The 19817-nt window shown below is 28.9% G+C and carries 19 protein-coding genes; 11 read left to right on the forward strand and 8 right to left on the reverse strand.

All coding sequences use genetic code 11. The features are described from left to right. Window positions 1–91: 91 nt before the first annotated feature. The gene (locus QHG34_RS00005; RefSeq protein ID WP_282628020.1) at window positions 92–658 is read right to left on the reverse strand and encodes a hypothetical protein; all 567 of its coding nucleotides are present in this window, start codon (window positions 656–658) and stop codon (window positions 92–94) included. 153 nt (window positions 659–811) lie between these two features. On the opposite strand from QHG34_RS00005, the gene QHG34_RS00010 reads away from it, so the two are divergent. Further along, a complete protein-coding gene (locus QHG34_RS00010) occupies window positions 812–1528 on the forward strand; it encodes an alpha/beta hydrolase (protein WP_282628021.1) in 717 nt (238 codons plus the stop codon). A gap of 83 nt (window positions 1529–1611) precedes the next feature. Then, window positions 1612–2250, forward strand: coding sequence for a LysE family transporter (locus QHG34_RS00015; RefSeq protein ID WP_282628022.1), 639 nt, complete (start codon window positions 1612–1614; stop codon window positions 2248–2250). 4 nt (window positions 2251–2254) lie between these two features. Here QHG34_RS00015 and QHG34_RS00020 read toward each other — a convergent pair whose 3' ends face one another. Next, complete coding sequence (locus QHG34_RS00020; protein ID WP_282628023.1) at window positions 2255–2689, reverse strand: tellurite resistance TerB family protein; 435 nt, start codon at window positions 2687–2689, stop codon at window positions 2255–2257. Between the two features lie 35 nt (window positions 2690–2724). Here QHG34_RS00020 and QHG34_RS00025 point away from each other — a divergent pair, with 35 nt between their 5' ends. The 4 genes from QHG34_RS00025 (at window position 2725) to QHG34_RS00040 (ending at window position 8142) form a co-directional block, all read left to right on the forward strand. Next, a complete protein-coding gene (locus QHG34_RS00025) occupies window positions 2725–4167 on the forward strand; it encodes an aldehyde dehydrogenase family protein (RefSeq protein ID WP_282628024.1) in 1443 nt (480 codons plus the stop codon). A 77-nt stretch (window positions 4168–4244) separates the two neighbouring features. Beyond that, entirely contained in the window at window positions 4245–4652 is a 408-nt protein-coding gene (locus QHG34_RS00030) for an RrF2 family transcriptional regulator (protein ID WP_282628025.1), read from the forward strand. 113 nt (window positions 4653–4765) lie between these two features. Next, window positions 4766–6073, forward strand: a complete 1308-nt coding sequence (gene tilS, locus QHG34_RS00035) for a tRNA lysidine(34) synthetase TilS (protein ID WP_282628026.1) — start codon at window positions 4766–4768, stop codon at window positions 6071–6073. Then, window positions 6067–8142 (forward strand): protein-disulfide reductase DsbD family protein, encoded by a 2076-nt coding sequence (locus QHG34_RS00040; RefSeq protein ID WP_282628027.1) that lies wholly within the window; start codon window positions 6067–6069, stop codon window positions 8140–8142. The genes tilS and QHG34_RS00040 overlap by 7 nt, the downstream gene beginning before the upstream one ends. A gap of 122 nt (window positions 8143–8264) precedes the next feature. On the opposite strand, the gene QHG34_RS00045 is transcribed toward QHG34_RS00040, so the two are convergent. Then, the gene (locus QHG34_RS00045) at window positions 8265–8603 is read right to left on the reverse strand and encodes a hypothetical protein (protein ID WP_282628028.1); all 339 of its coding nucleotides are present in this window, start codon (window positions 8601–8603) and stop codon (window positions 8265–8267) included. Between the two features lie 167 nt (window positions 8604–8770). Between QHG34_RS00045 and QHG34_RS00050 the strand changes: the two genes are divergently transcribed. After that, window positions 8771–9745 (forward strand): bile acid:sodium symporter family protein, encoded by a 975-nt coding sequence (locus tag QHG34_RS00050; protein ID WP_282628029.1) that lies wholly within the window; start codon window positions 8771–8773, stop codon window positions 9743–9745. Beyond that, on the forward strand, window positions 9726–10817 hold the full coding sequence (locus QHG34_RS00055; protein WP_282628511.1) for a DUF3810 family protein: 1092 nt from the start codon (window positions 9726–9728) through the stop codon (window positions 10815–10817). Before QHG34_RS00050 ends, QHG34_RS00055 begins: the two co-directional genes overlap by 20 nt. Window positions 10818–10847: 30 nt before the next feature. Here QHG34_RS00055 and QHG34_RS00060 read toward each other — a convergent pair whose 3' ends face one another. Further along, on the reverse strand, window positions 10848–11855 hold the full coding sequence (locus QHG34_RS00060) for a hypothetical protein (protein WP_282628030.1): 1008 nt from the start codon (window positions 11853–11855) through the stop codon (window positions 10848–10850). A 139-nt stretch (window positions 11856–11994) separates the two neighbouring features. Here QHG34_RS00060 and QHG34_RS00065 point away from each other — a divergent pair, with 139 nt between their 5' ends. Further along, entirely contained in the window at window positions 11995–12804 is an 810-nt protein-coding gene (locus QHG34_RS00065) for a WG repeat-containing protein (RefSeq protein WP_282628031.1), read from the forward strand. 39 nt (window positions 12805–12843) lie between these two features. Here QHG34_RS00065 and QHG34_RS00070 read toward each other — a convergent pair whose 3' ends face one another. From QHG34_RS00070 to prmC, 3 genes are all read right to left on the reverse strand, one after another. Next, window positions 12844–13404: a GNAT family N-acetyltransferase gene (locus QHG34_RS00070; RefSeq protein ID WP_282628032.1), complete on the reverse strand. Its 561-nt coding sequence runs from the start codon at window positions 13402–13404 to the stop codon at window positions 12844–12846. A gap of 54 nt (window positions 13405–13458) precedes the next feature. Continuing rightward, window positions 13459–13986, reverse strand: coding sequence for a hypothetical protein (locus QHG34_RS00075; RefSeq protein ID WP_282628033.1), 528 nt, complete (start codon window positions 13984–13986; stop codon window positions 13459–13461). A 121-nt stretch (window positions 13987–14107) separates the two neighbouring features. Next, window positions 14108–14932 (reverse strand): peptide chain release factor N(5)-glutamine methyltransferase, encoded by an 825-nt coding sequence (gene prmC, locus QHG34_RS00080; RefSeq protein ID WP_282628034.1) that lies wholly within the window; start codon window positions 14930–14932, stop codon window positions 14108–14110. An 89-nt stretch (window positions 14933–15021) separates the two neighbouring features. Between prmC and QHG34_RS00085 the strand changes: the two genes are divergently transcribed. Further along, entirely contained in the window at window positions 15022–15354 is a 333-nt protein-coding gene (locus QHG34_RS00085) for a DUF3060 domain-containing protein (protein ID WP_282628035.1), read from the forward strand. Window positions 15355–15538: 184 nt separating this feature from the next. Continuing rightward, window positions 15539–18637, forward strand: coding sequence for a M60 family metallopeptidase (locus QHG34_RS00090; RefSeq protein WP_282628036.1), 3099 nt, complete (start codon window positions 15539–15541; stop codon window positions 18635–18637). A 53-nt stretch (window positions 18638–18690) separates the two neighbouring features. On the opposite strand, the gene QHG34_RS00095 is transcribed toward QHG34_RS00090, so the two are convergent. Next, window positions 18691–19725, reverse strand: a complete 1035-nt coding sequence (locus QHG34_RS00095) for a serine hydrolase domain-containing protein (protein WP_282628037.1) — start codon at window positions 19723–19725, stop codon at window positions 18691–18693. Window positions 19726–19817 lie beyond the last annotated feature (92 nt).

The raw sequence follows: 19817 nt of genomic DNA on the forward strand, positions 1-19817 counted from the left end.
AAATATGGTAAGGTCAAAAATCCTAATGATTTTCCTACATTTCAAATTAATCAAAATAATAATACAATAATATTAAATAAAAACTATACTTTTAAATGTTCCTAACAAGGGGAAGATTACAATAGCTAAAATCATTAATTTTGGGATTAGAAGGCTCTCTAAAATTATAATCCTTATTTACTATTCTGTTAACTCCACATTTATCAAAATATGATGTTACTTCGATTGGTATAGAAACAATCATATATTCATATGAATTTTCTTTTATAATACTATCAAAGTTTGCATATTCATAAGTAGATTTTACAAAATTGTCTTTCAATTGATGAGTAATAGTAGATTCAATCTTCTTAGTAAAATTATTGATGGAATAATTTGTTTCAATAATATTATTTTTATCTAAATAATTATACTCTTTTGTATAAAATAGAGTATCATTTTTATAGTACTCAACTTTGTTTACTAAAGAATCAATTATAGTGTAAGTGTATAATTCTTTATAAATATTGTTAGGTGAATTATTATAACTACTAATAATTTCTTTTAATAATTTAGATTTTTTTTTGTCTGATGAATTTGTAGAATCATCATCATTGTTACAAGCTATAAAGATCAAACTAATTGTTGTAACTCCTAAAGAGTAAATAATTTTCTTCATTTTTATGTTTTAGAATTTTGACTAAACTATTAATTATCTCTAATGATTATTCTTATATATTTATTAAAAATTTAAGAACTATAGTTAATTATTTTTTATTTTAATTCAATATTTTTGATTTATACATAAAAAAATGTAAAATAATTAACTAATATGTTAAATTACCTAAAAGTTGATTCTGAATTTTTAAATCAAGAGAGAAATATTTCTGTTTGGATTCCAGAACGTTTTAAAAATGAAAGTTTACCTGTTTTGTATCTATTGGATGGCGGAATTGATGAGAAATTTAAACCAATAGCAAAACTAATTGATGAGTTAATTAAATCAAATCGTATTCAACCATTGATGATTGTAGGAATTGAAAATATCAATCGAAATTTTGATTTTACAAGAAATACAAATGTTTCGAAAGATAAAAAATGGGTTCCAGAATATGGAAATGCAGAGAATTTTGAGAAATTTATTGTGTTAGATTTACTTCCTCATATTTCGAAAAATTACAAGACAAATAACTCGAAAACTATTGTTGGTGAGTCTTTAGGTGGATTATTGGTAATGGATATATTGTTTTATTTTCCTCATTATTTTGATTCTTATATCGCAATTGATCCTTCGCTTTGGTGGAATAATCACGAATTATTTGATTCTTATTTTGAAAAATTTGATTTTAATTTGTTAGAAAATAAAAAGATTTGGATTACAAGTTCCAAAACAGTCTCAATTTCAAAGTTTACAGATCAATTTGTAGAGAAATTACAAGGAAAAGATAACTTGAAATTCAATTGGAATTATTTACATGATTCTTCTCAAAATCATTTCACAATTTTTAATTCATCAATAGAATCAGCCTTAATATGGACGTTTGAGTAATATTTTTTTGAATGATTCATCTTACTTCAATAGGTTTCTACAACAACTTTGTCTAAATTTGCAAATCTTTTTAAAAAGAATTAATGCAGTATTTAGAACTACTTTTAATCGGAATTTTCACAGCTTTTATTGGATCGTCCATTCCTGGATTATTGAATATGACGGTGGTTAAAATCGGGAAACAAGAAGGAATAAAAAGTGCATACACTTTTATGTCTGGAACAGCGGTTACGATTGCAATTCAGGTGTATTTAGCTATTTTTTTAGCGAAATTCATTGATTTTAATGAAGATGTTACCAAAATTTTCAGAGAAGTTGGTTTAGCAGTTTTTGTAATGATAACAATTTATTTTCTGTTTTTTGCATCGAATCAAGATCAGAAAAAAAAGAAAAGAAAAGAGTTGGAAATAGGTAAAGATAAGCAGAAAAATAAATTTGTTTATGGATTATTGTTATCTGCATTAAATGTTTTTCCGTTGCCATTTTATGTGTTTTTAAGCGCAACTTTAGTTTCGTATAATGTTACCGTTTTTGGTCAACCTAATAGTTCTGTTTTTGCTTTAGGAGTTGTTATAGGTTCGATGATTATTTTTGGTCTATATCTGAAATTTTTTAACTCAAAATCAGAAGAAGAGTCTTTTATTTTAAAGAATATTAATTATGTAATTGGAGGAGTAACAAGTGCGATTTCTGTACTAACTATTTATCAACTTTTTCAATAGAAAATTAATTCAAATTTGGTTTTGGATGAGAATATTTAACCAAATATTCCATCACTTCATCACATTCTTTTCCTTCTAAAACGTAACTTAGTACATCTTCTGTTAATTCATCAATAATTTGAGGGTTAAACTCAAATTTTTTAGCCAAATCAAAACAAATCTTTTTTTCATTTTGATGAATTTTTAAATCAACAACCATTAACAATACAGTATCATACAATAATGTCAAACGATCTGTAAATGTAGTAGGTAAAGAAAACTCTATCTTTGATTTGTCGTTCAGAATATAACTTACATCTTTTGCAGAAAGTTGATGATGTTTTGCAATATCTGAAATAACTTGAATTTCTTCTTCACTCAAATTACCATCACTTTTACCAATAATAAACAAATTTTTGATATGATTTAATTTATCAATTAATGTAAGATTATTTTTCATTTCGATTATTTTGATTGACCAAAAATACTTAAAAAATGACTACATTAACAACTCAAAACATATTTGAAGTGTCAGATTTTAAAACAGCAATAGATCAGGTTTACCATTTACAAGTTGAGAATAAAATAAATACGCGTAAGCTAACAGTTAATCAGCGAAAAGAATATTTAAGAAACTTAGAAAATGCAATTCTACAACATCGTTATGAAATTGAAGAAGCATTATTTTTGGACTTGCGAAAGTCTAAAGTTGAAGCAGATTCTACCGAAATATTTCCTGTTTTGACTGAAATTCGATTATTTAAAAAGAATTTGAATCGTTGGGTAAAAACAAAAGCTGTTCGTAACAACTTACTTTTTTTCGGTTCAAAAGCTAAAATTCAACCGGAAGCTTTAGGAAATTGTTTGATTATTTCGCCCTGGAATTATCCTTTTCAATTGTGTTTAGTGCATTTGATTGCTTGTATTTCGGCAGGGAATACAGCAATTCTTAAACCTTCAGAATTCTGTCCAAATGTTTCGAAAATTCTTGACAAAATTATTTCAGAAGTTTTTGAACAAAATCATGTCGCACTTATCGAAGGAGAAGTTGAGGAAACGACTTATTTGTTAACTAAAAAGTTTGATCATATTCATTTTACAGGTTCACCAAAAGTGGGTAAAATTGTGATGAAAGCAGGAGCAAAGCATCTTTCATCGGTGACGTTGGAGTTAGGAGGAAAGTCGCCTTTGATTATTGACGGAACAATTCCGATGCAAGAAGTGGTTGAAAAAGCAGTTTGGGGAAAATTGATAAATTTTGGTCAAACATGTATTGTGCCAGATTATATTTTGATTAAAGAAGAATTTCAAGAGCAATTTATAAATATGTTTATTGAACATATAGAAAAAGTCTTTGGAAAAAATCCAGCTCAATCGGATGATTTGACTAGAATTGTAAATCTTCAAAATTATCATCGATTAAAAAGTTTGATTGAAGATGCAATTAAAAATGGAGCAAATTGTCCTTTTGGAAATGAATATGATGAAGCTGAATTGTACATTAAACCAACTTTATTAACAGATGTTCCAATAGATGTAAAAATCAATGAGGAAGAAATATTTGGACCAATTTTTCCAATTTATACATTTAAAGAAAAACATGAAGTAGTTAGCTTTATAAATCAGAGAGAAAATCCTTTAGCATTATATATTTTTTCTAATAATTCTATTTTTATTGATGAAATTAAAAAACGAACTTCATCTGGATCTGTGGTAATTAACGAAATATTGGTGCAAATTTTACATCCAAATTTGCCTTTTGGAGGAATTAATAATTCTGGAATTGGAGCTTCAACAGGTTATGCAGGTTTTGTAGATTTTTCACATATGAAACCGATTTTAAAAGTCAATCGTTTTTTATCACCATCCAAGTTTCTCAATTATCCCTATAATTCTACAACTCAAAAGGTAATTGATTTTTTGATGAAATATTTTTAAATATCAGTTTAACGTTTTAATTTTATATTTGTTTTATACAACAATCAACGTTATTTTTGTAATTAAATCTTATAGAATTGTTATCAAAAAAGACAAAATACGGACTAAAAGCGATGGCTCATTTAGCCAGACAAGAAAGTAATAAGCCAGTTTTAATCGGTCAAATTTCTGAAACAGAGGTTATTCCGAAAAAATTTTTGGAGGCTATTTTATTGGATTTAAAAAAATTAGGTTTCGTTAATTCGAAACAAGGTAAAGGTGGTGGATATTATTTGGCGCGCGAAGCGAAAGATATTAGTTTAGCTTCTTTAATTCGTGTTTTAGAAGGTCCGATAGCGCTTTTGCCATGTGTAAGTAAAAACTACTACGAGAAATGTGATGATTGTCCTAACGAAGGTGTTTGCACATTAAATAAAGTGATGGTTGAATTGAGAGATTCGACCTTAGAGATTCTTGAAAATAAATCTTTAGAAAGTTTAAAATAAATCTTTAGCCTGAATTTTTTCAGGCTTTTTTATTGGTAAATTTTATAAAGACTTAGAGAAAAAGTATAACGCTATCAAATAAAATCTATCTAATTTCGGATATTTGTATTAGGATGAAAAATAAATCAATACAACAAGAGTTAAAAGAACTTTTAGAACAGCATTCTTTTTCTAAACATCGTTATTTATTAGCGATTAGTGGAGGAGTTGATAGCATGATTCTGTTAGATTTATTTCGTCAAACTGCTGCAAATTTTCAAGTGGCGCATTGTAATTTTCAGTTGCGTGGAGAAGATGCAAATGGTGATGAAATGTTTGTGCGAGAATATTGTGGAAAATATAATATTCCGTTTCATTCGGTTCGTTTTGATGTTGCGGCTTATCAGAAAACAGGAAATTATTCGGTCGAAATGGCTTGCCGAAATTTGCGTTATGAATGGTTTGAACAAGTTCAACAACAAAATCTTTTGGATATTTTGGTGACAGCACATCATTTGGATGATAATATCGAAACATTTTTGATTAATCTTTCTCGTGGAACAGGTTTGAAAGGTTTGGTCGGAATGCAAATTGATAATGGAAAAATCTTTCGTCCACTTTTGAATTTCACGAAAAATGATTTGTTGGAATATGCAAAATCAAATGAAATTAATTGGCGAGAAGATTATACGAATGCGACGGATGATTATACCAGAAATAAGATTCGTCATCACATTACGCCAATCCTAAAAGAGCTTCATCCGCAATTTGACGAGAATTTTTTGTCAAGTTTAAATCATATCAACGATAATTATCAAATTGTACAAAATAAAGTTGAAGAAATTAGAAGTAACTTATTTTCAGGAGATAATCCAATTGAAATTGAAATTTCAGCATTAAAAAAACTTCTACCATTAGAAACATTTTTACATTATTTGTTCGAAAAATATGGATTTTCGTCGAGCAAAGAAATTTTGAAATTTTTGGATGCAGATACGGGAAGTGAAATAAAATCAGCAACTTATCGATTAATTAAAAATCGAGAAAATTTGTTGTTGCAAAAAATAGAAGAAGAAAATGAAGATGAATTAACGATTTTTGATGAGTTAATTGAAATCAATTCGTTAAATTTGAAGTTCGTGAAATCGATAAATCCACACGAAAACGCTACTGAAATAGTAGACTTTACATCAATTTTGTTTCCGCTTAAACTTAGAAAAGTGAAAGAGGGAGATTTCTTTTATCCAATTGGAATGAAAGGTCAAAAGAAATTGTTGAGTAAGTTTATGAAAGATTTGAAACTTTCTAAGTTAGAAAAAGAGAAGGTTTGGTTGCTTTGTGACCAAAAAGATCAGATTATTTGGGTAGTAAATCATCGTTTGGATGAACGTTTCAAAACGACAGAAACAAGTAAAAACTTTTTAAACATTACAGTATGTTAAAGAAACTTTGGATACTTTTTTTGTTTCCAATTTTAGTCAACGCACAATTATTTAGTCCTGCAAAATGGTCAAGTTCGGTGAAGGAGGTTGGACAAAATGAGTTTGAAATCGAGGTAACAGGAAAAATTGATAAAGGTTGGCACCTTTATTCGATGAAACATCCTGATGGAGGAATTGGAATTCCGGCAAGTGCATCATTTAAACCAGCAGCAAATACAAAATTGGTTGGAGGTGTGCGTGAAGTTGGAAAACGTATAGATAAATACAGCCAAATTTTTGAACAAGATGAAAAATATTACGTAAATCAAGTAAAATTTGTTCAAAAAGTAAAAGTTTCGGGTGATAAATCAGTAAATGTTGCATATACTATCGAATTTCAGATGTGTGATGCTGAACGTTGTTTGCCGCCAGATGAAACAAGTGGAAGTGTAAAATTGACACCAACTGCAACAGATAAAGAAGAAGAAAAATCAGATGATAAAGCAGAGGAAGACTCCAAAATTGCTGTAGATTCTGCTACAGTAACTACAATTTCTCATGATTCTATTTCGCATGATACTATTAGTTCGTATGTTTCTGCTACTCAAGATACAATCAAGAAAGTAGATGATTCGTTATTAGCGGACAATGAAAAGAAAGATAATGGTTTATTGAAAATATTTTCTTTAGGATTTTTAGGAGGATTAGCAGCATTATTAATGCCTTGTATTTTCCCAATGATTCCTTTGACTGTAAGTATGTTTACGAAACAAAGTAAATCGAAAGGAGAAGGAGTAGGAAAAGCATTTATTTATGGTTTATCAATCATTGTTATTTATGTTGCATTAGGTTTATTGGCGACAGTTATTTTCGGACCATCTGTCTTGAATGAAATGTCAACAAATCCATGGGTGAATTTAGCATTCTTTATTGTGTTTATCATTTTTGCGATTTCATTCTTCGGAGCTTTCGAATTAACATTGCCAAGTAAATGGGTAAATGCAGCAGATAAAGGAGCAGATAAAGGTGGATTAATCGGAATTTTCTTTATGGCATTTACGTTAGCGTTAGTGTCATTCTCTTGTACAGGACCAATTATTGGTTCGTTATTAGTGCAAGCAACACAAGGAGGGAACTATTATTCGTTAATGGTAGGAATGTTCGGTTTCTCTTTAGCTTTAGCTATTCCATTTACATTATTTGCGATGTTCCCAGGATGGTTAAATTCGATGCCTAAATCTGGAGGATGGTTAAATACAATCAAAGTTTCTTTAGGATTTATTGAATTAGCTTTTGCCTTGAAGTTCTTATCAAATGCAGATTTAGTTTGGCAAATGAATTGGTTACCAAGAGAGATTTTCTTAGCATTTTGGATTGCAATTTTTATCTTCTTAGGATTGTATCTTTTAGGTAAATTTAGATTAGAATTAGATTCACCTGTGCAAACAATTGGCGTTTCGAGAATGTTATTTGCATTGGTTTCGATATCATTTGCTATATACATGATTCCAGGTTTATGGGGAGGTCCTTTAAAATTATTAAGTGGCTTAACACCTCCAATGACGTATTCTGAATCTCCACGTGGTTTCCACGAAGGAATGGGAGGAGGGCAAGCTACAGCTAAATTTGATGATCCAAATATGGTTGCAGGACCTCACGGAATTCCATCTTTCAAAGATTTTGATCAGGCAGCGGCTTATGCAACGAAAGTTGGAAAACCAATGTTGTTAGATTTCACAGGACATGCGTGTGCAAACTGTCGTAAAGTAGAAGAACGTGTTTGGAGCGACGAGCGTGTAAAGAAAATTTTGGCAGAAGATGTTGTTTTAGTTTCGTTATATGTTGACGAAGCAAAAGAATTACCAGAAGATCAAAAAGTATTTTCGAAAGCGCTAGGTCGTAATTTAAAAACTGTCGGAAACAAATGGACTTCTTTTGAGATTGAACATTTTAATGCCAATGCTCAACCTTATTATATTTTAGTTGATAAAGATTTGAATCGTTTCTCAAAACCTTTAGAAGCTGAGCTAGATGTAGAAGTTTACTTAAAATGGTTACAAGAAGGAATAGCAAAGTATAAAGCGAAATAAACAATTAATATATAAATTAAAACCTCTCAATTTGAGAGGTTTTTTTTGTTTTCATCTTTCATTTAAAATATAAAAGCGTGCTAACAGAGTTAACACGCTTTGTTCAATAAAAAAATAAAAATTTATTCCTGAAATAATAAATAATTTTCTTCGTCTAGTTTTTGATATCCAGCATCGTACACATAAAAAATTGTACCATTTTTGGAATCATTTACATTTGTAATGTAGTTAAAATCGAAATTTCTCAAATTCAGTTCTAATTTACTAACTGAACGCGAACCTTCTTCTAATAAAGTTTTTAGAATTCGATTATTTCTTCTAAGTCTGTTGTTGATGTTTCTAACAATCTCTACCTTATCACGGTTTAGATTATTGTTATAAGAATTACGACAGAAATCATTACAAAATTTCTTGTCCTTACGCCCAAATAGCGTTTGGTTACATTGTAGGCATGTATTCATAAGATTAGATTTAGGTATTGACGCAAATATAATAATAAATAATATTTTATTACAAAAAATTAATAACAATTATTTAACCCCGTGTTGTGCTTTGTATTACAGTTAATTATCATTCTAAAATTTTTACTAAAACAAATATGATTATTTTTGTTTAAAATTTATTGACTTTGTTTAAAAAAATTAAATTACCAGATCCTTTTATTCTTTGTTTATTTTTAGCAATTGTAATTGCATACTTGTTTCCTATGATAAGTTTGTGGAATTATAAATTGTTGTCACTTAATACAATAATTGATTTTGGTGTTATTTTAGTCTTCTTTTTTTACGGATTAAAGCTAAATTGGAAAGAAGTTTTTAAAGACTTATCCAATTGGAAAATGCATCTTCTTATTCAGTCGATTACATTCATTGTTTTTCCAATCATTGTATTAATTAGTTATCCAATAGTTAAATTTTATCCAATTTATTATACTTTATTTATTGCAATTTTTTATCTGGCAAGTCTACCAAGTACAGTTTCATCTTCGGTTGTTATGGTTTCTATAGCAAAAGGTAATATACCAAGTGCTATTTTTAATGCAAGTATTTCTGGTTTGATAGGTATCGTTGTAACACCTTTGTGGATGAGTATTTTTTTATCTAAAGGAGGGGAAGATTTTGATTTACTCTCAACTTTTTTAGATTTGATACTGAAAATTATTCTTCCAGTAATTGTAGGAGCTATTTTGCAGCCTTATTTAGGTCATTTTTATAATAAGTACAAAAAGCAATTTGGTAATTTAGATAAGCTAACCATTATATTGATTGTTTACAATAGTTTTAGTCATACTTTTTTAGATGGATTATTCACTAAAATAGGTGTAATTCCTTTGATTGTAGTTTTCATAATTGTTGTTTTATTATTCTTTATAGTATTTAATTTATCTAAATGGATTGCTGTTAAGATGAATTTTAATAGAGAAGATGATATCACGATTCAGTTTTGTGCAACAAAAAAATCGCTTGTACACGGCTCGGTTATTGCAGCTGTTTTGTTTAGTGATAATATGGGCGTTTATTTAATTCCAATTATGCTGTATCACACTTTTCAGTTAATTTATGTTAGTTACATTGCCAACCAATATGCAAAAGAAGTGGAGTAAAATAGTTTTTTTGAGCTTATTTGTATTGTTTCAAGGGTTTTTATATGCTTTTTTATTTTCGAATGATAAGGTTATAGATTTTGTAATAAATCATTTAACTTTTCCTCTCTCTAATTTTATTTCCAAAATATCAGGTTCGGTACAATTTCCAATTGGCGAATTGTTTTATTTGGGATTATTATTCCTTTTTATTTGGTTGATTTTTAATTTATTAAAGAGTTTTCTAAAAAATCGCACTAAAGTCAATAATTATATTGTAAAACTTCTCATTGTTATCAACTGTTGTTATTTTGTTTACACGTTTGCTTGGGGCATTATGTATAAAAAAGAATCCTTAACATTTGATAAAAAAGAAATAAATATTGATCCAATGATTCTAAAAAGTATTTATTGCAACGAAATGGATAAAGCAATTTTTTATCGAAATAAAATTAGTCCATCTGAAGCTCGGCCTGTTCAATTTAAAACTAGCTTAGTTGATTATAACAAAGATTTTAAAGAATTGCAGTATGATTTGAAAGAGATAGCTTGGCTGAAAAATTATCGTTTTCTAGAGAAACCTCAATATAAATTATCGACAATTTCTATGATTCAAAATTATATTGGTATTTTAGGTTATTATAATCCATTTACTGTAGAGTCTAATCTAAATAAATATAACTCACCTCTTAAGCAATCATCTACAATGTTTCATGAGTATGGACATCAAATGGGATTTGCATCAGAAAGTGAAGCTAATTTTTTGTCCTATTATTTAGGAACTCAATCTAAGAATCCTGAAGTAAATTATTCGGTTTATTACAAAAGTATTTTTTCTTTGTTAGGTGCAATTTCAAAAACAGATTCTTATTTTGTGAAGATGGAATTAGATAATCTTGATACTAAAATAAAAGTAGATAGAAAGGCTGAAATTGAGTATTATAAAAAATATGAAGGTAAAACAAGTGAGGCTTTTAGTGAAGTAAACAATCAATTTCTGAAAGCGAATGATCAAGAAGGAACAATCAGTTATAATAAGTATGTAGAGTATATTTATTATTTATATCAACAAAAAAACGGAACTAGCAAATAGTTCCGTTTTGATTTTTATAATGTACAATTGTTATTGAATAACATATTTGTCACCCATATTAAGAGTTGATTTGATGATGTAATTTCCTTCAGAATTTTGCTCTGTTAATACCAAAATCGGATAATATTCTCCGCTTGGAATTAATTTTGTCAAATTAGTTGTAAAAACTGGTTTTTCAATTTTAGTATTACCAGTTATCGGAAGTACATCAACGTTTAACAATTCATAACCACTTACTTCTTTCAAATCCTTAATATCTTGATTAGAAAAATAAATCAAAAGCTTTAATTTATTTGTTGGCTTAGAATCTAAGTTTTGAATTGCATTGTTAATTCCTTCAATTTTGGCAGTTAATTTCTCATAATCTATTTCCATTTGCCAAATACCAACTAATTTTAATTTAGCATTTGCGTTAGAAATATCCAATTCACTACCAACAGTTGTGTATGTATTAGCTAAAGATGCGTCTAAACTTTCTTTAGAAACTACAACTTTTTCTGGTTCTGTAATAGTGATTGGTACAGGAACTTCAACTTTTTTATCAATAATAATTTCATTTGTTTCTAATGAAATTTTATTACTTAATATTTTATAATTAACAATATTACCTGTACTTTTTTCTTTTAAGAGTAAAACGGGTGTATAATTCCCTTGGTTTAATGTTTTTATATCCGAATCTTTGAAGTTGACAGCTACATTACTAAAACTAGTTCCGTTACCTTCAAGTGCTCCTAAATCTGCTCTAGTATTAATTTTGTTAGGTAGTTCGTACAAATTAACTGTAGAATTACTTGGTACAAAATATAAGTCTAAATATAAAAGATCGCTCGTTTTAGAAGTGTAATTTGTTAATTTGCTTCCGTTAATTTGGTAAATATTACTCGAAGGTTTGTTCGAGATTCTCCATAAACCATCAAAAGCATAATCTTTATTGATTGTGTTAGGTAAGTCAACAATGTTAATACTATCTTGCTGAGCAACAACAAAACTACTTGTAAAGATACTTGTGGTAAAAAACAGTTTTGTAAAAATATTCATAGGTTCTATTTTAAAAGGTTGTTCATTAACAAAAATATGAATTATTATTACATAAATCGCTTAAAATCGGATATTTTCCAAAAAAGTATACTTTTTTATTCTTTTCGTTTAAGTAGCTTTGCATTTAGAATTGAAAATAATGAAAATTACACCAAAAGAAACAGATCAATTTGATGATTTTGTACATAAAGATACAACCACGTTTGAAGAATTGACAGTCTTTGATCGTAATAATTTGGCACCAATTTCTATTAAAAATAAATTTGGTTTAATAGATAAGGATGGAAATGTAATTATTCCATTTGATTATGAAAAACTTGTGCTTACAACAGTTAATGCATATAGTGCACAAAAAAATGATAAATGGGGATTTATAACTAAGTCTAATCAAATTTTGATACCTTTTGAATATGAATTAACAAGCGATTTCATAGAGAATATTTGTGCTGTTAAAAAAGCTGGAAAATGGGGATTTATCGATTTATTAAATCAAACTATGATACCATTTGAATATGATGGTTGTACAGACTTTAAAGCTGGTTTAGCAGGAGTAGAGAAGGGTGGAAAATGGGGAATGATTGATAAAAATAACCAACTAGTGATTGATTATCAATACGAATACTTAACTCCAGTAGATCATAATTTTGCTACTTTTGGAGAGGCTACTTCTCTAAAAATAGAACGTCCAGATATTTTAGCGTATTTTCCATACTTTTTATCAAAAGAGAACAATTTGATGCACTTTGGTTTGATTTCTACCCAAAACGAGCGTGTTTTAGATCCAATTTCAGAATTACCGATTCTTGAAAGTTTCGAGAATCAACCAGTAATCAGACAAAATTATCAATTAGGTTATTTAAAAGATGGAAAAGAGTTTATAAAATTCGAGCAGTTTACAATTGATCCTTACGAAGAAAAAATATTGAAACAAATTGGTGTTATGAAATAAAAAAAAGAGCTTTTAAGAAAGCTCTTTTTTGTTTTTTAATTATAACTTGTATTGCATGTGTTCGTGATGTTCACTCATCAAAGTTTTTTCTCCAACAACAACAAAACCTTTCTTTTCGTATAATTTTTTTGCACTTGGATTATCAAAATCAACTAATAAACCTAAAGTATGATTCTGTTTGATTGCAATTTCTTCAATTAAAAAATCTAGAATTTTAGAACCAATTCCTTTACCTTGAAAATCTGGCGAAACAGCGATGGTATCAATATATATTTCACCCGCTTGTGTTTCGTCCTGAGGATTAATCGTTTTATTATACTCATTTCTCAAAACCTCTAAAACAGGTTTTCTCAATTCGTCCAATTTTCCTCCATCATAAAAAGTTGTTGCTCCAGCAACTTGTCCTTCAAATTCAACAACGTAAGTATTTTGAAAACTGTATTGATTATTTGTTTCTCTAAATAAATTCTCTAATAACGAAACGCCTTTTTCGTAATTATTTTCTCCAATAAAATCGTACACGATTTTATCCATTGCCAACATCATTAATCTTGCTACAGATGCGGCATCTTCTTTAGTTGCTTGTCTAAAATTTAACATAAAAAAATAGCCTTGAGATTTCTCAAGGCTAAGTTAGCAATTTTATTTCTAAAATTATTTTGCTTTTAATTTATCTAACGTGTTGTTGTATCCTTCTTTTGCATCTTTTGCAGCGTCTTGCGCAGCAGCTTTTGTATCTGCAGCAGCTTTGTTAACACCTTCTTTTACATCTTTAGATGCATCTTTGATGTCTTCTTTAGCTTTTGCAGCTTTTTCGTCTACTTTTTCAGCAGCATTGTTTACACCTTCTTTTACATCTTGTGCAGCATTGTTTACAGCAGCTTTAGCGCTTGTCCAAGCTGTATTTGCGTCATCATAAGCTTTTTGTGCAGCTTCTGTCGCAACTTTATCACCTTTAGCTTTCGCTTCGTCTAATGCTTTTTTAGCTTCATCTAATTTAGCTTTCGCTTCAGTTTCAGATAATGTAGTTGTTGTAGTTGTAGTCTCTGTTACAACAGCTGTAGAATCGTTTGCTAAAGAATCTACTGTTACATTAGTTTCAGTTGTTTTTGATGTTTCTTGTTTACAAGAAGTTGCAAATGATAATGAAGCAACTGCTACTAATACAAATAATTTTTTCATAGTCCGTTTTTTTTAATGTTTTAATACGTTTAGTTAATATACAATTTTGGTACCAAAATATTGTTAAATAATCTAGTTTTTATGCAAAAGTGTATTTATTAACGAATTATTATTGAAATTATTATGAATGAGTAGATTTTAACATCCTATCATTTCCAGATATATCTTTAATAATTTGAGTGTTAGGATATTTTTTCTCAAAAATCTGTTTAGTTTCTTCACCTAAGTATTGATTTATTTCGCAATAAATTGTTCCATTTTCTTTGAGATGTTTTTCAGCAAAATCAAATACTTTTTTATAAAAAATCAATGGATCATGATCTTCTACAAAAAGTGCTAAATGTGGCTCAAAATCAAGTACATTTTGATGCATTTCACTTTTTTCGAGATTTCTGATATAGGGAGGATTAGAAATAATAATGTCAAATTTTTCGTTCAATTCAAAATCTTGTAATAAATCTTGTTGAATAAAATGAACTGAAGCTGCTAAGTTTTTTGCATTGAGCTGGGCAATTTCTAACGCTTTTGATGATACGTCTAATGCAGAAACTTGTGCATTAGGAAATAATTTGGATAATGTAATAGGTATGCAACCCGTTCCTGTTCCTAAATCTATAATTGAAAGTTGTTGTTCTTTTGTGTGATCATTTTTTATCAGTTCGATTAATTCTTCCGTTTCGGGACGAGGAATTAAGGTGTTTTCGTTAACAAAGAAGAAATGATTGTAGAAAAATGCTTTTTGAGTAATATGTTGAATTGGTTTTCCTTTTTGTAATTCAGAAATATCATTTAAAATAGCTTCTGTATTTTGAATTGGAAGATCTGGTTTATACTTCAGATCAAGTTTATCTTCTAAATAAATTAAATAGATAGATTCAATTTCGTCCAATTCATAAATAGAACTCAATTGTTCAATGAAAATTTGCTTTAGTTCGGCTAAAGTCATTTTGTTAAATTTTTGTAAAGTTAGAATTTATTAGAAGAACCTGCACGATAGTTGTACTTTAAATCATCAAACCATAAAAAATCTATAGTATGAAAAAAATAGTAGCAAGTTTTGTTTTTTTAGGATTAGCACAGATTTCATTTGCACAAATTGAGGTTGATGGTAATAATAAGAAACAAACAATAGATTGTAGAGGACAAAATGTAGAAGTTGGAGGAAACGATAACAATGTTACTTTAAAAGGAAATTGTGGGAAAATTGAATTAATGGGATCCAACAATATTGTTACAGTAAATGGATTAACTTATGCAGATTTAGGAGGTAACAATAACAAGCTTTATTATTCGAAAGCATTAACAAAGAACGGAAAATTACCGCAAGAGATTGCCGGAAATGCAAATAGAATAATTAAAGTAAAATAATCTTTTCATTTATTATTTCTTTGATAGTAAGAATCTCTTTCATTTTTTAATTTTAGTGAAAGAGATTCTTTTTTTTGGATTAAATGATTAAACGTTTTTCAAATATAGTTTTGGTGTTTTGTAATTAGTTGAATATGATTAAATTGTAATCTTAACATTAATATAAATTAACACTAAATTATTTATGAAGAAAAATTACTTTCTACTAAGTATGGTTTTGCTTGGTATAAATTCTATTGCTCAGGAATATAAAATGCCTGTACAGAATGTAACATCTAAGCAACCTTCTCAACCTGGAAATGAACCAGTTTTTAGTACTGATGGTATCTTAACTACAATGTACCATTCTAAATGGAATCAATCAGGAATACCAGATCAATTAGATTTTAGCTTCTCTAACCAAGTTAAAAGTATTAAATCGCTCGTTTATTATCCTAGACAAACTGGAACAAATGGAAATTGGACGAGTGTTGAAATTTTATACTCAACCAAAGATGATCCAACTAATTTTAAAACAGCTACTGCAACAGCGTTAACTTGGGCTGCAGATGCAACATCAAAAAAGTTTGTGTTTGATAAAGAGATTGTTAATCCGGCTGTTATTAGTATAAAAGTAAATGCAGCCGTTGGAAATTTTTCTAATGCAGCGGAAGTTGAATTTTATTCATCTAATCAATTAGAGCCTGTAGCTGCAGAGTGTGTTATACCAACCGATGAGTTCTCTAATTTCAAAGATATTAAAGCTACTCCTTTGGTTACTGGATCATCCGCTTCAAATTTCCAAGCAGGAGAAAATATAGAAAAATCCTTTGATGGAGATTTTAAAACGCTATATCACTCAAATTACGGTTCTACAGCGGCTACATTTCCTATCTCTTTAGTATATGCTTTTGATGGTAACACACCTTTAGATTATTTGGTTTACTATCCTAGAAATGATGGAGGAGTTAATGGTTTATTAGGAAAGGTGAAAATTAGTTACAATACTGCTGCAAATCCTACTTATGTTGAATTATCAAGCCAAGATTTTGCACAGAGTATGGATGTAAGAAAAGTTACATTCGGTTCTCAAATAAAACCTGCCAGCATAAAACTCGAGATTTTAGATGGAAGAGGAAATTTTGCTAGTGTTGCAGAAATGGAGTTTTATACTAATAATACCAATAAATTTGATGCAAAGAAATACGCTACAATCTTTAAAGATGATTTATTTAGTGAACTTAATACAGGTGTTACACAACAAACAATAGACGGAATTACAACTTCACCTTTTGTAAAATCATTGGCTCAGTGTTTATTAAATAATAAATATAAAAAGGCAGATCGTGTAAATGAACATAAGCCATATAAGACAATTTCTTCAATAAATAAGGAGTATAAAATAGGTAACTTAAATGCATACGAAAATCCAACTGGTATTGTATTCGCAGCAAATAAAACAGCTGTAGTTGCAGTAAGTGGAATACCTACTGGTCAAAATGTTTACTTGCGTGTAAGAGATTATGCGAATGAGGCAGATGTATCAGATGTAACATATCCTTTAGTAAATGGAATCAATTCTATTGAAATGAAAAATAATGGATTAGGTTATGTGACATATTATTCGGATGTAAAAAACTTACCAAATATTAAATTAAATGTTATTTCCGGAACTGTGAACGGAGTGTATAATACTTATGCTACTACACCTGAAAAATGGAAAGAGATTATAGAGAACAATGTATATTCTAAAGTAGATATTGTAGGATACTATACACAACTTATTATTGATAAAATTCCAGTGAAACTTTACAATCCAGTTTCTCCACAAGCTCTTATTGATAAATATGATGCAATCTCTAAATCTGAGAGAGAGTTAATGGGATTCTATAAATACAATAAGGATATTAATACAAAACATTTAGTTTATACAGAGAATAAAGGAAATTGGTTTGCAGGTGGTATTGGTGCTCATCTTGATATTACTTGGGGAGCAGCAAATTCGACATCTCCTACTAATTTAGATGTTTGGGGAGTAGCGCACGAACTTGGGCACATTAACCAAATTCGTCCTGATATTAAATGGTTGGGCACAACAGAGGTTACGAATAATATTTATTCAGTTTGGGCTACCTACAATTTAATAAAACAAAGCGGTAATGTAAATTATTTAAGAGTTGAGTCTGAAACTGGTGATGCGACTAATTTCCCTAAAGTATCAGGAAATCGCTATGGTGAATTTATTAAACACACTTTAATTAATAAGAAGAGTTTTAATGATATTGAGAAAGATCCAAACTTCAGAAAATTAGTTCCTTTTTGGCAATTAAGTTTATATTATCAAGTTGCAGGAGCATCAAAAGGAGCTGCAACATTAGTTTTTGATAATGATATGTCTGACGAAACAAAAACACAAGCGCCGACACAAGTTACTGGTGTAGATTATGCACATTGGTTTGCATATACAGCCGAAAAAGCCCGTAACAGAGATTCATCTAAAACAACAGCAGGTCAAAATAATTTAAATTTTGCAAAAGATTTGGCAGATGCTGTTCAAGAAGATTTAACAGATTTCTTTACAAATATTGGATTTTTTACACCAGTTAATGTAGAAATTGATGATTACGGAAAATCAACTATTATTGTAACGCAAGAAATGATTGATGAAGCTAAAGCTTATATTAAATCAAAAAATTATCCAAAGCCAGTTTCTCCAGTTATGCATTATTTAAATTCATTTAATGTAAATAGTTACAAAGAGAAGTTGAAAGTTTCTGGAACAACAGGGATAGGTGCTACTTTAGTAACTAATGCTATTGGATCATTTTTGTCTGTAGAAACAGCAAAATGGCCAAATGCAGTTGCTTATGAAGTGTATAATGATAAAAATGAGTTAATTTCTGTGTCAGTTTTAGGGACTGGAGATGTTACACTAAAAAATACCTTAGTAGATTATCCTACAGGTGCAGTTAAAGTATATGCAATAGGTTTTGATGGTACTAAAATACTGGTGTATCCATCTGATTTAAGTACGAGTGATGTTAATTTAAATAATAACTTTAGCATTGTTCCAAATCCAATAAAGGATCAATCTGAGATTAAAATTACACTGAAAGATTCTAAAGGAATTTATGAGCTTAATGTGTATGACATTACTGGTAAAAAAATTTTGAGCTTAAAAGGTAATTTAAATGATTTAAACACAGCAATCAATTCTAAATTAAAATCTGCTACAAAAGGAGTGTATGTCGTTACAATCAACAATGATGTAGATAAATATACACAAAAGGTTATCAGACAATAACCAGAAAAACATTTATAAAACTAAAAAATCCCTTCTGTCTAGAAGGGATTTTTTTATCTAACTAATTCACTTTTTATGATAATATTTTTGATAATAGTTTCGTAGTAATAATACAAATCAGGATTTTCGTTCATTTGATTTTCAAGAACAATGATGCTGATATCACTTTTTGGTATGTAAATATTCATTGATGCAAAACCGTCACCCAAACCAGTATGACCAAAATAATTTACATTGTATTCTGATGCAACTCTAATATTGTATCCATAACCTTGTTTTTCACTCCCAAAAACGTTATGCTGAGAAAGTACCGTATTTTTAGTCATCAAATCATACATTTTTTTTGATAATATTTTGCCTTTGTGTAGCTTATTATTCCAAATAGCTAAATCTGCAATAGTCGTTACAACACCATCTGCAGGTGCATTTTCTTCCGTAATCATAGGTTGTTTCGGTGTAGAAAACTGATTATTATCGTTCATATAACCTTTTACTAATTTTGGATTATTGTTTTCTACATACAAACTTGTATTTTTCATTCCAAGAGATTTAAATAAAGCAGTTGCGACTTCTCTATAAGTTTTATGAGTAACTTTCTCGATGATTTTTCCTAATAGAATGTTAGATAAATTACCATATTTAAAATCTGTTCCAGGTCGGAAAAGTAAAGGATTTTCTACGTCTATAATTCCATGTGTATGATTCAGTAATTGATGAACAGTAACAGAATCCGCCCAAGCTTGCGAAAGATTTGGTAAATATTTTTTTATTGAAGAGTGTAAGTCAATTTTACCTTTTTCCACTTCTTTCAAAACCAGTACACTAGTCATTTGTTTTGTATTTGACATAATTTCGAAACGATCATCAAATTTTAGAGGAGTTTTAGTCTCTAAATAAGAAAAACCATGCGCCTTTTTGTAGATAATTTTATCTTTTTTCGTAATCAAAATGACTCCATTAAAAGGTCTTGGTTGAGTTTGTAAAATCATCGAATCAATTTTTGATTGATACGTTTGTTTTGATTGCGCTGTAGATTGAATAGAGAGAAACAATGTAAGTAAAGTGATGATACGGATTTGAATTGTCATAAAATAGATTGAATATTAGTGTGATATGATTTATTCAAAAGTAATAAATTTTGGATGTGTTTTTTATGAATTATTTAAAATTCTAGAAATGT

The organism is Empedobacter sedimenti (assembly GCF_030005555.1).
In the GTDB taxonomy this organism is placed as follows: Bacteria; Bacteroidota; Bacteroidia; order Flavobacteriales; family Weeksellaceae; genus Empedobacter; species Empedobacter sedimenti.

Bases quoted from the DNA above. Each gene is read 5' to 3' on its own strand.
- tilS (WP_282628026.1), top strand. From the start codon at position 4,766: ATGAAAAATAAATCAATACAACAAGAGTTAAAAGAACTTTTAGAACAG.
- QHG34_RS00010 (WP_282628021.1), top strand. From the start codon at position 812: ATGTTAAATTACCTAAAAGTTGATTCTGAATTTTTAAATCAAGAGAGA.
- QHG34_RS00020 (WP_282628023.1), bottom strand. From the start codon at position 2,689: ATGAAAAATAATCTTACATTAATTGATAAATTAAATCATATCAAAAAT.
- QHG34_RS00090 (WP_282628036.1), top strand. From the start codon at position 15,539: ATGAAGAAAAATTACTTTCTACTAAGTATGGTTTTGCTTGGTATAAAT.
- QHG34_RS00095 (WP_282628037.1), bottom strand. From the start codon at position 19,725: ATGACAATTCAAATCCGTATCATCACTTTACTTACATTGTTTCTCTCT.
- prmC (WP_282628034.1), bottom strand. From the start codon at position 14,932: ATGACTTTAGCCGAACTAAAGCAAATTTTCATTGAACAATTGAGTTCT.
- QHG34_RS00070 (WP_282628032.1), bottom strand. From the start codon at position 13,404: ATGTTAAATTTTAGACAAGCAACTAAAGAAGATGCCGCATCTGTAGCA.
- QHG34_RS00085 (WP_282628035.1), top strand. From the start codon at position 15,022: ATGAAAAAAATAGTAGCAAGTTTTGTTTTTTTAGGATTAGCACAGATT.
- QHG34_RS00075 (WP_282628033.1), bottom strand. From the start codon at position 13,986: ATGAAAAAATTATTTGTATTAGTAGCAGTTGCTTCATTATCATTTGCA.
- QHG34_RS00060 (WP_282628030.1), bottom strand. From the start codon at position 11,855: ATGAATATTTTTACAAAACTGTTTTTTACCACAAGTATCTTTACAAGT.
- QHG34_RS00025 (WP_282628024.1), top strand. From the start codon at position 2,725: ATGACTACATTAACAACTCAAAACATATTTGAAGTGTCAGATTTTAAA.
- QHG34_RS00055 (WP_282628511.1), top strand. From the start codon at position 9,726: ATGCAAAAGAAGTGGAGTAAAATAGTTTTTTTGAGCTTATTTGTATTG.
- QHG34_RS00040 (WP_282628027.1), top strand. From the start codon at position 6,067: ATGTTAAAGAAACTTTGGATACTTTTTTTGTTTCCAATTTTAGTCAAC.
- QHG34_RS00005 (WP_282628020.1), bottom strand. From the start codon at position 658: ATGAAGAAAATTATTTACTCTTTAGGAGTTACAACAATTAGTTTGATC.
- QHG34_RS00045 (WP_282628028.1), bottom strand. From the start codon at position 8,603: ATGAATACATGCCTACAATGTAACCAAACGCTATTTGGGCGTAAGGAC.
- QHG34_RS00015 (WP_282628022.1), top strand. From the start codon at position 1,612: ATGCAGTATTTAGAACTACTTTTAATCGGAATTTTCACAGCTTTTATT.
- QHG34_RS00065 (WP_282628031.1), top strand. From the start codon at position 11,995: ATGAAAATTACACCAAAAGAAACAGATCAATTTGATGATTTTGTACAT.